The following is a 13,318-nucleotide window of genomic DNA, read 5'->3' as shown; positions in this document are numbered from 1 at the left end:
CTCCCCTTCGCGCGAACCCTCGGTCGTGACGCACGTCGAGTGGACGTACACCGCGGAGACGAGCCGGCTGCTGCGCACGCTCGCTCTCGCCGCGTTCGGTGCTATCGGCGGGCTGTTCGTGCTCGTGGCCGCGCTCGCAGTGTTCGTCGTCGGAAGTTCTCTGCTCGCGGGCGAGTTCGCCATCCTCGCGCTCTTGTTGGCGTTCGGCCTGCTCGGCGCGCGCCGGCTGGCGACCCACACCGCGCTCGCGCACAGCGAGAATGGTGGCCTCCACGACTTCTTCTCAGCACGCGAACTGCTCGTTGCGAGCGTCGGGTGGGCCGCGTTCCTCGGCGCCCTCCTCGCACTCAATGTCCCGTCGCAGGTCGTCTACGCCTGCATCCTCGTCGCCGTCTTCGTCTGTCTCCCAGTCGCCGCGGCGCTCCGGAGCGATGGCTACGTGGACACAGCCGAGGGCGTCTTCGAAGCGAACGACCGCGAGGTGTCACTGGCAGTTGTCGACGGCGTCCGCCAGTACGACATCGGGCCGGTTTCGGTGCTGCGCGTTCGCTATCACGACGGCGCCACGAGCGCGTCCGACCCACGAATCGTCACGGTTCCCCGCGAGGACGCCGACCGTATCCGGACCGCCATCGAGTCGAGCGAGGCGGAACCGCCGACGAACTCCCGGAACCCGACGATTACGCGGACGCTGTACGCGTTCGGCGTGGGGTCGTTCGCGCTCGCCGCGGCGTTCGCGTACTTCGCGCTCACCGCATCCGGCGACGCGACGATAATCGGCGGCTATGTCGCGGTGTTCGCGGGGTTCTTCGGCCTGCTGTTCGTCTGGCTGGGCTACGTCGAGGGTTAGGCGACGCGGTTGCGCAGTTCCTCGTCGGTGCCGAGGCGCGGAACGTTCGTCGCAAGAATGTCCGCGAGTCGGTCCCAGTACTGGGGGGTCTGGCCGGCCGTGTGGGGCGTCACGACGACGTTTTCGAGCGACCACAGCGGGTGGTCTTCAGGCAGCGGCTCGGGGTCGGTGACGTCGAGCGCGGCGCCGCGGATATCCTCCGAACGAAGCGCAGAGACGAGGTCGTCCGTGTCGGCGACGCCGCCGCGCGCGACGTTCACGAGCACGCTCTCCGGCGGTAGCGTGTCGAGTGCTTCCCGGTCGACGAGGTTTCGTGTGGTGTCTGTGAGCGGGCACGCCAGCACGAGGTAGTCGGTGCGCGCGAACGCGTCGTGGAGAGCCTTGTCGTCGAAGCCGATGACCTCATCCGTGGGTCCGCCCTTCTCGGGCGTGTATCGCACGCCGATGGTGTCCACGTCGAACCCCTGAAGGCGCTTGACGATACCCTGCCCGATGGCGCCGAGGCCGACGACGGTCACCGTTGAATCCTTCAGTTCGTACGCCTGATAGTGGCGGAACTCGCGGTTCTGCTGGCGTCGCCACCCCTCGTGGAGGCTGCGCGCGAACGTCAACACGTACCCGAGCACTTGCTCGGCGGCGCTCGGCGCGTGCACGCCCGCGGCGTTCGTCACGGCGATGTCTCGGGACTGGAACGCGTCCAGCGGCAGGTGCTCGTAGCCTGCGTACGCGCCAGCGAACAACTCCAGTTCCTGGGCTCGCGCGAGCAGGTCCTCGTCGATGTCGCAGCCCGTCACCACGCGAGCGTCCGCGACGAGTTCGCGCTCGTCGGCCGGCGTCCGTGCGAGCGCGATGTCCTGCTCGGGAAGGCGGTCGCGCAACGCGGCGGCGTACTCCGACATCGGGGTGCCATGGGCACCCGTCCGCAGTACTGTGATGTCTGGCATCGCCTCGCTCGTCGGCGGCGACCACCCTAAGCGTTGTGCGACGGGGACCCTACTCGCCGCTTTACGAAGGGTTTTTGGCTCGTGTCAACTACGCGGAAGTGATGAGTGAGTCCGAGGCACTGTCGTGCGCGGCGAAACTCGCGCGCGTCGTGCTCGACAACTGCGGCCCGCTCTCCCCGGCCGAAGTGGCCGAGGAGGCACGCCTCTCGGAAGCCGACGCTGCGGACGCGCTCGCGGAACTCGACGCCGCCGGCCTCGCCGAATGCGTCTGCGGGCTCTGCGAGACCAAAGAACAGGTGTACGCACTCACCGAGACGGCAGAGGCGTAACCCTCTTTCTACGCGGCCGCCTACGACTCTGTGCGCGCCGTTTGTCCCCAGCCGAGTCTGTCCATGCGGACGCGATGACCGCTCGGAGAACCCCGGCGTGCGACACTCCGGCAGCCCGACGGCTGCCCGGTTGGTGGCGTCACACACCACGTAGCGAGCCGGTTGACGCCGGCTCAGCAATCGACGGCTTACGCCGTCACGACACTCGGAGTGCTCGTAGAGCACTCCCGCCTCAGCGGCTATCGCCGCTTCGGCAATTGGCGGCTTCGTAGAAGCCGCCCGCCCGCCACGAGGGTTTCCCGGCCAACGGGGCACGCCGCCCACGGATGAGGTCGGTCGTTAGTGTCGCGGGCGTACATTTCGACCTTCTGTAGCGCGCGCTGTGTCCTCCCGGGAACTTGGCCAAACACTCAAGACTCGCGTACGCCTATTTCACGTATGGCGACGATAGAGATCGATGATGACGTCTACGAGGCGTTGCAACTTCCGGAGGGGGAGCGGCCGTCCGCGATGAAGCGGGAGTTGGCGGTCTCGCTGTACGCCCGTGGTGTCCTCTCTTTCGGGAAAGCGCGTGCGCTAGCGGAGCTGTCAAAACAGGAGTTCCACGAGATTCTCGGGGAACGCGAGATTCCGCGCCACTACGGCGAACGAGAGCTCAGCGAAGACCTCGACTATGCCGAATAGTGGGCTGGTCGTCTCGGATACCTCCCCACTCCTGAATCTCGCGCTCATCGACCGGCTCGATCTCCTCGAAGTGCAGTTCTCCGGCGTTACGGTTCCACGGCAGGTCTGGAGTGAACTCACTGAAGGGGATGACGGCTTGGAAGCCCTCCGAGGTTTGCGAGACGACGGAGTTCTGCGCATCGTCGAAGTGGAGCGTTCAGATCTGTTCGTTGAGATTTTTCACGAACTCGATCTGGGGGAGACAGCGGCAATCTGCTATGCGGTCGAACACGATACCGACCTCGTTTTGCTCGACGAGCGTGACGGTCGACGTGTCGCCCGCAGACACGATTTGGACATCACTGGCGTTATTGGAGTCCTACTCCGGGGATCGAAGACCGGTGAGGTTGATTTGAAGAGTGAACTTGACGCTCTCCGCGAAGCCGGGTTCTGGATCTCCGACGATTTGTACGCACAAGTGCTCTCCGAGGCCGACGAGTAGTCGCCGCATCTCTTACGAGCGGGAGCTTCCGCGTGTTAAGCGGCCTGCTCCACCTTCACTGTGCCTACTAGTAGATTGTTGCCCGGTAGTGTCGCGGGCGCACATTTTCCGATTGCGTACTCACGTGATTAGACGACTCTGAACTTTGTTCGAGGGTGAACAGGTCGGCGTACGCTCTCAGTCGTTTTAAGCGGACTTGAAGCCCGTCGTCAACCGATAGATGACGTTCTCGTGCGTCCCGCGGAGGCCAGCGAACCCGAAGGTGTATCGCGCTCTTCCGGTGATTCACCCGGCCACGTGGACTCACGGGATGGAAACGCCTTTTCGCCGGCCGCCCCTACGGCGCGTATGGACTACGAAGCCGTTGCGGACCTCGGGCCGGACCGCCGCCGCGCGCTGTTCGAGCGCATGGCCGGCGTTGAGTCGGTCCGGTCGACGGTCCGGGACATCGTTGAGCGCGTCCGCGAGGAAGGCGACGTGGCGCTGCGCCAGTACGCCAGCGAGTTCGACGACGTGGAACTGGGGAACGTCGACGTCACGGACGAAGCCGAGCGCGCGTACGAGGAACTCGATGACGAGACCCGCGAGGCCATCGAGGCGGCCGCCGCGAACGTTCGGGAGTTCCACGAGGCACAGACGCCCGAGGACTGGCGGCGCGAGTTCTCCGAGGGCCGCGAACTCGGGCGGCGGTTCCGCCCCATCGAGCGCGTCGGCGTGTACGCGCCCGGCGGCACCGCGGCGTACCCCTCCTCAGTGTTGATGGGCGTGATTCCCGCGAAGGTCGCGGGCGTCGAACAGGTCGCGGTCGCGACGCCGCCCGCCGAGGAACTGAACCCGGTGACAATGGCGGCGATGCACGTCGCAGGCGCGGATCGCGTGTACGCCTCCGGTGGCGCGCAGGCCGTCGCGGCGCTGGCGTACGGGACCGAGACCGTGGACCGCGTGCAGAAAATCGTCGGGCCGGGCAACAAATTCGTCACCGCAGCGAAAGCCAAAGTCCGGGGCGACGTGGACATCGACTTCCTCGCCGGTCCCTCGGAACTACTGGTGGTCGCCGACGAAACCGCCGACCCCGGCTACGTCGCCGCTGACGTGCTCGCGCAGGCCGAGCACGACCCCGACTCCAGCGTCGTCGTCGTCACCGACGACGAGGCGACCGCCGACGCGGTCTGCGAGGAAATCGAGGCGCGCATCGACGACCGCGAGCGCACGGAAACGATTCGGGACGCCCTCGACAACGACGCCAGCGGCGTGTTCGTCGCGCGCTCGATGAGCGAGGGCGTGCTGTTCGCCGAGGAGTACGCCGCCGAACACCTCTCGATTCAAGCGGCGAACGACGAGGAACTCCTGGACCGCATCGACTCCGCGGGCTCGGTGTTCCTCGGGCCGTACGCGCCCGTCGCGGCGGGCGACTACGCTACCGGGACAAATCACGTGCTCCCGACGAATGGGAAGGCGAAGGTCGCCGGCGGGCTCTCCGTGGACACGTTCCTCCGGTCGACGACCGTTCAGCGCCTCGACGAGAGCGCGCTCGCGGACCTCCGGGGGACCGTGACGACGCTCGCGGAGGCGGAAGGCCTCGATGCGCACGCGGCCAGCGTGGACGCGCGCTTCGAGGACGACGAGTAACTGGTCGCGGCGGCCCTGTGGGGTGGCACCACGCTTATGACTGCGGCCCCCGAATGTATTCGACATGAGCGCGACCGTCGAGAACGGGGACGGAGACACGGTGGTCACCGCCACGGAGCCCGCGGCCGAGCAGGCCCGCGAGCTCATGGAGGGCGAAGACATGGACGTCTCGGAGGCCGGCCTGCGGCTGTACGTCCAGCAGGGCGGCTGCGCGGGGCTCTCCTACGGGATGCGCTTCGAACCCGAGCCCGAGCCCGAGGACCAGATTTTCGAGAGCAACGGCATCCGACTGTTCGTCGACCAATCCAGCCTGAACTACGTCGGTGGCAGCCAACTCGCCTTCGAGGGCGGCCTGCAGGGGGCTGGCTTCCACGTCCAGAACCCGAACGTCGAGAGTGAGTGCGGCTGCGGCGAGTCCTTCCGAACCTAGTTCTCCAACTCGAAGGCGATTTCCACTTCGACCTGGTACTGTCGGTTCTCGACGCTGGCGATTTCGACGCCCTGTTCGACGACTTCCGCCCACTTCACGTTGTCCAGGGTGTCCTCCGCGCGGTCGATTGCGTCCTCCGCGGCGGCGTCGAAGCTCTCCTCGCTGGTCCCGATGAGTCGAATCTTCTTGAATACCATCGCCCGACAGTTTTCCAGCGAACCGGATAAAGTTACTCGCTAGATACAGGTCACTCGCTGGCGGCGTCCTCGATGTTGGCGCGGATGGCGTCGGTGACGTCGCCGAGGTACGCGGTCCCCCAGACGCCGACGACGACCGCGCCGATGGTGTTGAACGCGAGGTCGAGCGTGACGTCGTCGACGCCGTAGATGGTGAGCACGGTCGCGCCGACGGCATCGCCGAGCGTCCACGCAGCGTACTCCAGTATCTCCCAGAGCACGCCCAGCGCCATCACGAACAGGACAACGAAGACGAACGTAAAGTTCGGTGGGAACGCGACGTCGTCGTGGTGTTCATCGATCGCGCGCACGGTGGCGTAGCCGGCCGCAGCGACCACCGTCGAGGAGAGGAAGTGCGTGAGGTGGTCCCACCAGAGCGGCGGGTTCGGGCCGTAGAACTGGTCGGTGACGCCGGGGACGCCGAGCGTGCCGAGCACGTGTAGGAACACCGCGGTCGTAATCCACAGCGTGAGGCCGGCGTCCATCGGGATGCTGTAGTCGCGTTCGAGCACCGCCGGGAGGTGTGTGACCGCGAGCGCGGCGGCCGCGTTGACGGTGACGGCGACGTTCCACGTGAGGACGCCGACGGCCGTGAACGCCGCGAGCGCGAGTTGCATCCCGCGCGTGGCCTGTCGCTGGCGGCGCTCGGAGATGCCGAGGCGGTCGCGGAGTTTCACTCAACGACCACCTCCAGTTCCGCGGGGAGCCGGAGGCTGGCGTCCGCGCGCCGCCGGAAGTACCAGACGAACACCACCGCGGCGAGCACGCCCGCGACCGTCGCCGCGATGAAATCCTTCACGAGCGCGGTCACGGCGGCGTGTTCCTGTGCGACGGTCAGCGGCGGCTCCGCAGGGAGGACGAACGCGGTGCCGACGGCGAGGTCCGAGAGCCAGCCGAGCACGGCGAGGAAGCCCGCCGTCGCCATCGTCGCGACGACGACGAAGACGACCGAGAACCAGTTCGCGAGGCGGACGTGCGTGAAGACATCGAGTTCGACGGCGACGACGAGCGCAAGCGCGGCCACCCCGACGTAGGTCGACAGGTCGCTGGTCAGCCCGGGGGCCGCGAGCGCCCGGCCGACAGTGGGGAGTGCAGCGAGCGCGAGCACTTCCCACGGGAGCATCGCGCGGGCGTCCTCGAACGCCATTGGTGGGAGGACGGCGACCGTGGCGGTGACGAGCGCGAACACGACCCAGACGGGGTCGTTGGGCACGCTCGCGACGACTGACGCGGCGACGACCGTGACGAGCAGCCACGAGAGCGCGGCGTTCGCGCGCTCGGCTCTGACGAGCGCGGCGAGGCGTGAGTTGCGGGCCACGATTACCTATCTCGGCGCCCGCCTAACAAGTGCTGAGGCCGCTGGAGAACAGTTACGCGAGGCCCGTGGTGTACGCGACGCCATACGCGAGCGCGGCGAGCGTGACCGCTGCCAGCCCGGTCACTATCGCGGTGGGCAGCGACGGCAGCGTCAGCGAGCGCTGGCGGAGTTTCGGTGCGGGGACGACGCCGACGAATCCCACGGCGACAACGCTGAACACGAAGTGGTAGGAAGTGTCCATCGTCGGCGGTGGCAGCACGAGTACAGCGAGGGCGTACGCGGCGCCGAACGCCGCCCGCGAGTTCACGTGATCGGTGAAGCGGTGGCCGGTGAGCCAGAGCGCCGCGGCGACGCCCAGCCAGATGGCGAACAGTTCGACGCCGAACGCACCCAGCAGGTGGACTGTCGGGTCGGCGGACAGCGCGACGCGGCCGTCGAAGACGGTGACGTCGAGCGGGTAGAGCAGCTCCGGCGGTTCCCCGGTGAACAGGTCGCCGAACGGGTGGCTGAGGAGACCAACGAGTGCGACCGCGAACAGACTGGTACCGCGGACGCGGTAGGCGTGGGCGGCGCGCGTGACGAGCCAGCCGCCGGCCGCGAACAGGCCGACGATGACCGCGGGGAGCGGGCCGGAGAACGCGGCGACGACGCCGACGAGCGCGGCGAGGGCGGCCGCGGCAATCCGGCGGTGGGTTGGCGCGAGCGCGAACGCTGCGGCCGCGGGCACGGCGACGACTAGCGAGTGCGTGACTGCGCGATGGACGACCGTCGACGCGCCCCAGAACGACTGCGCGACGGCCATGGGGCTCGTCGGGTCGACGGCGACGAGGCCGACGAGGGCGTAGGCCATGTCGACATCGGGGACGGCGGCGAACAGGCCGGCGGCGACGCCGAGGGCGAGCGCGCGCTCGCGGGACGCCCCGAATCGGGTGGCAGCGAGCGCGACGACGCCGAACGCGAACATCGCGTGCCCTACGAACATACCCGAAGTACTCTACGAAGCGGGATAAACTCGCGGGTGCCCCGCTAGCACGCCGCGTTCGCGCCTCACTCCGCCTTCTTCGTCCACTTCTTCTCGACGTCGGCGTTCGCACGCACGACCGTGTCGTCGTCGACCCGGAAGCGGGTCTTCCGCAGTTCGATGGCGGTGACGACGCCGGTCACGTCGCCGGCGACGACCGTGTCGCCGGGGTTGAAGTCGGGGTCGCGCAGGAGGTAGATGCCGGCGACAGCGTCCGCGAGCATCCCCGAGAGCGCGTACGAGACACCGAGCGCGAGGAAGCCGGAGGCGGTGCCGAGTGCCGCGGCGATTTCGGGGAGGCCGACCGCCGACAGGAACCCGAGCAGCGCGCCGAACCACAGCACGACCGAGGCGAGCGTGCCGCCGAGTTGGACGTAAATCGGCTGGTCCGGGTAGACCTGTCGCAGGACGACGCGCACAGCGGTCGCGATGACGCGGATGAGAATCGCCGCGAGCACGAGGAAGACCAGCCCCGTGAGAACTCGCGGGAGCGCGCTAGCGACGTTGCCGACGAACTCGTCGACGGTGTTGTTCAGGAGGTCGGTCAGCGACGACGGCGACTCTGGCTGCATACCGGCCCATCGCGGCCCGGGCACGTAACTCCTGCCGCTGGACGGGACTCGTGGTGCCGATTCCCGAACCTTCTTGCTAACGCCCGTCTGGGGTTCGGACATGACTGACGCGCCAGACGTCGGAGAGTTGTCGCCGCCGCAGCGAACGCTGATGGGGCCGGGGCCGAGCCCGGTCCACCCGCGCGTACTGAAAGCGATGAGTACGCCGCTGGTGGGCCACCTCGACCCGTCGTTCGTGGACATCATGGACGAGACCCAGGAACTGCTGCGGTACACGTTCCGCACGGACAACGAGTGGACGATTCCCGTTTCGGGGACCGGTTCCGCCGCGATGGAAGCCGCCATCGGCAACCTCACCGAGCCCGGGGACACGTTCCTCGCGCCGACAAACGGCTACTTCGGCGACCGCATGGCCGAAATGGCGCGTCGCGCGGGCGGCGAGGTCGTGCGCGTGGACGCGCCGTGGGGCGAGCCGCTCCAGCCCACGGACGTCGCGGACGCGTTCGCCGAGCACCAGCCAGACGTCTTCGGGTTCGTGCACGCGGAGACGTCTACCGGCGCGAAGCAGACGAACGTCCCCGAACTCACGGACATCGCTCACGAGCACGACGCGCTCGTTATTGCGGACACCGTGACGAGCCTCGGCGGCGTCGAACTCCGCGTCGACGAGTGGGGCATCGACGCGGCGTACTCCGGCCCGCAGAAGTGCCTGTCCTGTCCGCCGGGCGCGAGCCCACTGACGCTGAACGACGACGCCATGGACAAGGTGCTCTCCCGCGAGGCGGACCCGCGGTCGTGGTATCTGGACCTCTCGCTGCTGGAAGGGTACTGGGGCGACGAGCGCGCGTACCACCACACGGCGCCCGTCTCGAACGTGTACGCGCTCCGCGAGGCGCTGCGACTGGTCGCCGAGGAGGGCATCGAACAGCGCTGGGCGCGCCACGAGCGAATCGCGGGCGCGCTGAAGGCCGGCGTCGAAGCCATGGGCCTCGGCCTCAACCCCGAGGACGACTACTGGCTGCCGAGCCTGAACGCCGTGCGCGTCCCGGAGGGCGTCGACGACGGCGAGGTCATCGACTACGTGCTCGACCACTACGACCTCGAAATCGCGTCCGGCCTCGGCGCCTTGGAGGGCGACGTGTTCCGCATCGGCTGTATGGGCCACGGCGCGCGCCCGGAGAACGTCACACTCGTCGTCGCCGCGCTCGCGGACGCCTTCGACGCGCTGGGCGCGGACGTGGACGCGGCTGCCGGGCTCGCCGCTACGCGGGAAGCGCTCCGATAGAAAAACCGACGCGCCCCTAACTGACCGGCGGGGCGCGCGCTACTTCGTAGTCACCGTCCTCCTCGACACCCATCACCGCCCACTCGTAGGGCGGGTCGAGCCGACGCAGCTGTCGTTCGAGCGCGTCGGTGTTCTCGGCCCACGTCACGAAACAGCGATAACCGCTGTCGTGGTCGGCCTCGACTCGGTCTGTGACGGCTGTCACGCGTATCTCTTTCCAGTCGCGCGTGGCGGAGAACTCCGCGCCGTCTCCAGCGAGGCTGTACCCGAGGTCGTCGAATATCGACCGGGCCTGCTCGTCGGGAGGGGTGGTAACAGTCCCCATGCACTCGTACCGTTGGGGGACTAGGTAATAAGTTTTCCTGCCGCATGGTAACAGTTCAGAATTGCCGAGGCCAGCGCGTCTCAGTCGCTAGTTTCGTGGAGCCGCCACCGCTGGTAGTAGCAGTCCAACCCACCGTTATCGGTCGGTTCGAACGTCAGTGGCACGCGGTCGCCGCCCGCCGAGACGGTGTAGAACTGGTAGTCGTCGCGGGCGGTCGTCTCCGGGAACGCGGTCAGCGTCTCCTCGCCGAGCGCCGTCGACAGCGTCACGTCGAGGCTCCCAGCCGCCGGCTCGACGTCGGCGGTCGCGGCGCTCCGGAACGACTTGTAGGTGCCCGCGACACGCCGGCACTTCGCGCGGAGCGCGTAGAACGACACCACGTCCTCGGGGTCCTCGCCCTCCACGAGCGCGAGCAGCGCGGGCCCGACGTACATCGGGTGGACGTCCGGCGCCGTGTTGCACGCGACCGCGACGCCGACTTCGCGGTCCTCGAGGAAGCCGAGGTAGGCCGAGGTCACGGTCAGCGTCCCCGAGTGGCCGACGAGGTCGTCGTCAAGGAACGGTCGCCGCATCCAACCGTAGCCGTATCGCTCGTCCGGACCGTCGAGGCGCTCCGTGCGCGTCGCCTGCGCCGCCTGCGCCAGTTCGCGCTGCGCGTCCGGGAGTACGGACTCGTCGCCGTGCATCGCAAACTGGAGGTACGTCGCGAAGTCACGTGCCGTGCTGAGCATGCCGCCCGCTGCACCCACGCCCTTCACGGGGTAGTCGGCGCACGTCACTTCGCCGTCTTCGATGCGGTACGGCGTCATCGCGTCGTCGTAGTCCTCTGGGTCCCCGCGCACGACCGAGCGGTCCATCCCGAGCGGTGCCAGCACCTCCTCGCGGGCGTACTCGGGGAACGAGCGCCCGTCGATTGCTTCGACGAGTTTCCCGAGCACCGTGTAGCCCGTGTTGTAGTAGAAGAACCGCTCGCCGGCCGCGCGCTCGTCCGTCGACTCCCGGACGTGGCGGCGGAAGTCCGCGTCCGAACTCAACGGCGCAGTCTCGGTCCCCTCGCCGAGTAGCCGGGCGATGAGGGTGACGCTCGCGCCGTCGCTGGGCATCCCGGACGTGTGCGAGAGCAGTTCGTGGACCGTCGGCGACTCCGCTAATTCCTCGAAGTAGGGGAGGTGTTCGGTCACTGGGTCCGATAGCGAGAGGTGGCCGTCGTCGACGAGTTGGAGGACGCTCGTCGCCGCCACGGACTTCGTGATGGACGCGATCCCGTACAGCGTGTCCGGCGTCGCGGGCGCGTTCGACTCCAGGTCGCGCGCCCCGAACCCGTCCACGTAGACCACGTCATCGCCGTCCACGAGCGCGACGCCCGCGCTCGGCACGGTCTCGTCGATCAGCCACTCGCCGACGAACGACTCCACGGCGTCCCGGGTCTCGGGGTCGAGCGTGCAGCTACGGCTCATGGCTGCGCAATCGCCGACCCAGTGGTTAAAACTCGGGTTGTGGCTACTCGTGGGCGGAGTCCCACTCCTCGGGCTTCGTGAAGTTCCCGCAGCCGTTGCACTTGATGCGGCGCATCGAGTCCATTGCGACGTCGATTGACTCGCAGTTCGAGCAGTAGAAGCCGTACCGGCCCTCGCGGTCCTCTGTCCGGTAGACCACGTAGAACGGGCCGTCCTGACCGCGCTGCCCCTCGTCTTCCGCGACGTACAGGGTGTCGTCGTCGCTCGCCACCGTAAGCATATTCACCAGTAGCCGGCTCCCGCATTTAGCCCTGTCCGTCCCCGCGCTCGCGGCGGGAGTGCCGCTCATCGAAGCGCTCTTCCCCGCTGCGGGCCTTCAATTCGATAATGGCGGTCCGGATTTTCCACTACTCCGATTTGGAGAACGTCTACGACTCGCCCACGAAGGCCGGCCAGCTCGCGTCCGTGCTGCGCGACCGCGGCAGTGCGATTGCGGCGGGCTCGGGCGACAACACGGCCCCGGGCGTGCTCTCGCTGGTGACCGAGGGCCGGCAGGCACTGGACCTCTACGACGCCGTCGAGCCCGACGTGGAGACGTTCGGCAACCACGACTTCGACTACGGCGCCGACGTCACCGGCGAAATCGTCGCCGACTCCCCGCAAACGTGGGTGTCCGCGAACGTCTACCGGGACGGCGACCGCGTCGCTGGCGTCGACCCGTGGACCATCGTCGAGGTCGACGGCGCACGCGTCGGCTTCCTCGGCGTGCTCGACGACGCCACGCCGTCGCTGAACCCGATGGCGAGCGACCTCACCGTCACCGACCCAATCGAGGCGACGCGGGAGGCCAGCGAACAGCTCCGCGAGGCGGGCGCGGACTACGTAGTCGCTCTCTCGCACCTCGGCCGCGGCGACGAGGAACTCGCCGCTACGACGGACGTGGACGCGGTGCTGGGCGGCCACATCCCCGCCGAGCGCGTCGAACGCCTCGACGACACCCTGCTCACGCGCCCCGGCTCCGGCGGGGAGGTCGTTCTCGAAGTCGACCTCGAAGCCGGCGAAGTCACGCGCCACGTCGTCGCCGACGCGCCCGTCTACGAACCACTCGCCGAGCGCCTCCGCGAGCGCATGGCCGAGACTGGCCTGAACGACACCGTCGGCCACGTCGCGGAGCCGATGGAGCGCACCGAGTCGACGCTGTTCCGCGGCGAGTCCCGCATCGGGAACTTCGTCGCGGACGCCTACCGGTGGGCCGCCGACACGGACGTCGCGCTCCAGAACTCCGGCGGCGTCCGCGACGGCCCCGCCATCGCGGGCGACGTGACCGTCGCGGACCTCGTCAGCGTCGTCCCCTTTGAGGAGTCGGTCTCCGTCGCCGAACTCACGGGCGCGGAACTGCTGGACGTGTTCCGCGGCGCGAAGGGCGGGTCGCTGGGCTTCGCGGAACCCGACTGGTGGCACGCTCACGTCTCCGGCGCGGAACTCACGTGGGACGAGACCACCGACGAACTGCTGGAAGTCCGGGTCGCCGGCGAGCCCGTCGACCCCGGCGCGACGTACACGTTGGCGACCACCGACTACCTCTTCTACACGGACGACGAGTTCCCCGCGCTCGACGAAGCCCACCGCGTCGACCGCCTCGGCATCCAACACCAGGTGCTTGCGGAGTACGCCCGCGAACACGGCATCGACCCCGAAATCGAGGGGCGCGTCACGATGCACGCCGACGACTGACCGGGCAACGGATAAGGGGTTGG

17 protein-coding genes are annotated in these 13,318 nt (G+C 68.2%); 8 read left to right on the top strand and 9 right to left on the bottom strand.

Going from position 1 to position 13,318, the window contains the following annotated elements:
- The first annotated feature begins 25 nt into the window (after window positions 1-25).
- Window positions 26-850: a hypothetical protein gene (locus LPA44_RS08225; protein ID WP_230889098.1), complete on the top strand. Its 825-nt coding sequence runs from the start codon at window positions 26-28 to the stop codon at window positions 848-850.
- On the opposite strand, the gene LPA44_RS08220 is transcribed toward LPA44_RS08225, so the two are convergent.
- Window positions 847-1,794 (bottom strand): D-2-hydroxyacid dehydrogenase, encoded by a 948-nt coding sequence (locus tag LPA44_RS08220; protein WP_230889097.1) that lies wholly within the window; start codon window positions 1,792-1,794, stop codon window positions 847-849. The genes LPA44_RS08225 and LPA44_RS08220 overlap by 4 nt on opposite strands.
- A 101-nt stretch (window positions 1,795-1,895) precedes the next feature.
- On the opposite strand from LPA44_RS08220, the gene LPA44_RS08215 reads away from it, so the two are divergent.
- The 5 genes from LPA44_RS08215 to LPA44_RS08195 all read left to right on the top strand — a co-directional run bounded on the left by LPA44_RS08215 (window position 1,896) and on the right by LPA44_RS08195 (window position 5,347).
- Window positions 1,896-2,123, top strand: a complete 228-nt coding sequence (locus tag LPA44_RS08215; RefSeq protein ID WP_230889096.1) for a hypothetical protein — start codon at window positions 1,896-1,898, stop codon at window positions 2,121-2,123.
- 438 nt (window positions 2,124-2,561) lie between these two features.
- Window positions 2,562-2,807: a UPF0175 family protein gene (locus tag LPA44_RS08210; protein ID WP_230889095.1), complete on the top strand. Its 246-nt coding sequence runs from the start codon at window positions 2,562-2,564 to the stop codon at window positions 2,805-2,807.
- Window positions 2,797-3,288 carry a DUF3368 domain-containing protein gene (locus LPA44_RS08205; RefSeq protein ID WP_230889094.1) on the top strand — a complete coding sequence of 164 codons (492 nt, stop codon included), beginning with the start codon at window positions 2,797-2,799 and terminating at the stop codon, window positions 3,286-3,288. Before LPA44_RS08210 ends, LPA44_RS08205 begins: the two co-directional genes overlap by 11 nt.
- A 348-nt stretch (window positions 3,289-3,636) precedes the next feature.
- Window positions 3,637-4,917, top strand: coding sequence for a histidinol dehydrogenase (hisD, locus tag LPA44_RS08200; RefSeq protein ID WP_230889093.1), 1,281 nt, complete (start codon window positions 3,637-3,639; stop codon window positions 4,915-4,917).
- Between the two features lie 64 nt (window positions 4,918-4,981).
- Window positions 4,982-5,347, top strand: a complete 366-nt coding sequence (locus LPA44_RS08195) for a HesB/IscA family protein (RefSeq protein WP_230889092.1) — start codon at window positions 4,982-4,984, stop codon at window positions 5,345-5,347.
- Here the strand turns inward: LPA44_RS08195 and LPA44_RS08190 are convergent.
- From LPA44_RS08190 to LPA44_RS08170, 5 genes are all read right to left on the bottom strand, one after another.
- Window positions 5,344-5,544, bottom strand: a complete 201-nt coding sequence (locus tag LPA44_RS08190; RefSeq protein ID WP_230889091.1) for a dodecin — start codon at window positions 5,542-5,544, stop codon at window positions 5,344-5,346. The genes LPA44_RS08195 and LPA44_RS08190 overlap by 4 nt on opposite strands.
- Window positions 5,545-5,594: 50 nt before the next feature.
- Window positions 5,595-6,260, bottom strand: coding sequence for a hypothetical protein (locus LPA44_RS08185; RefSeq protein WP_230889090.1), 666 nt, complete (start codon window positions 6,258-6,260; stop codon window positions 5,595-5,597).
- Window positions 6,257-6,901 carry a hypothetical protein gene (locus LPA44_RS08180; RefSeq protein ID WP_230889089.1) on the bottom strand — a complete coding sequence of 215 codons (645 nt, stop codon included), beginning with the start codon at window positions 6,899-6,901 and terminating at the stop codon, window positions 6,257-6,259. Before LPA44_RS08180 ends, LPA44_RS08185 begins: the two co-directional genes overlap by 4 nt.
- Before the next feature lie 52 nt (window positions 6,902-6,953).
- Complete coding sequence (locus tag LPA44_RS08175; protein WP_230889088.1) at window positions 6,954-7,883, bottom strand: metal-dependent hydrolase; 930 nt, start codon at window positions 7,881-7,883, stop codon at window positions 6,954-6,956.
- Window positions 7,884-7,948: 65 nt separating this feature from the next.
- Window positions 7,949-8,494, bottom strand: a complete 546-nt coding sequence (locus LPA44_RS08170) for a mechanosensitive ion channel domain-containing protein (RefSeq protein WP_230889087.1) — start codon at window positions 8,492-8,494, stop codon at window positions 7,949-7,951.
- 100 nt (window positions 8,495-8,594) lie between these two features.
- On the opposite strand from LPA44_RS08170, the gene LPA44_RS08165 reads away from it, so the two are divergent.
- Complete coding sequence (locus LPA44_RS08165) at window positions 8,595-9,779, top strand: pyridoxal-phosphate-dependent aminotransferase family protein (RefSeq protein WP_230889086.1); 1,185 nt, start codon at window positions 8,595-8,597, stop codon at window positions 9,777-9,779.
- Window positions 9,780-9,795: 16 nt separating this feature from the next.
- On the opposite strand, the gene LPA44_RS08160 is transcribed toward LPA44_RS08165, so the two are convergent.
- The 3 genes from LPA44_RS08160 to LPA44_RS08150 form a co-directional block, all read right to left on the bottom strand.
- Complete coding sequence (locus LPA44_RS08160) at window positions 9,796-10,104, bottom strand: DUF7116 family protein (protein ID WP_058983725.1); 309 nt, start codon at window positions 10,102-10,104, stop codon at window positions 9,796-9,798.
- An 80-nt stretch (window positions 10,105-10,184) separates the two neighbouring features.
- Entirely contained in the window at window positions 10,185-11,561 is a 1,377-nt protein-coding gene (locus LPA44_RS08155; RefSeq protein ID WP_230889085.1) for a serine hydrolase, read from the bottom strand.
- Window positions 11,562-11,604: 43 nt separating this feature from the next.
- On the bottom strand, window positions 11,605-11,841 hold the full coding sequence (locus tag LPA44_RS08150) for a DUF5816 domain-containing protein (protein WP_230889177.1): 237 nt from the start codon (window positions 11,839-11,841) through the stop codon (window positions 11,605-11,607).
- A gap of 107 nt (window positions 11,842-11,948) precedes the next feature.
- On the opposite strand from LPA44_RS08150, the gene LPA44_RS08145 reads away from it, so the two are divergent.
- Window positions 11,949-13,295, top strand: a complete 1,347-nt coding sequence (locus LPA44_RS08145; RefSeq protein ID WP_230889084.1) for a bifunctional metallophosphatase/5'-nucleotidase — start codon at window positions 11,949-11,951, stop codon at window positions 13,293-13,295.
- Window positions 13,296-13,318: the final 23 nt, after the last annotated feature.

It is taken from the genome of Halobacterium sp. KA-4, assembly GCF_021028995.1.
In the GTDB taxonomy this organism is placed as follows: Archaea; Halobacteriota; Halobacteria; order Halobacteriales; family Halobacteriaceae; genus Halobacterium.
Note: the sequence above shows the minus strand (reverse complement) of the source record. Positions and strands in the feature narration are given on the sequence as shown.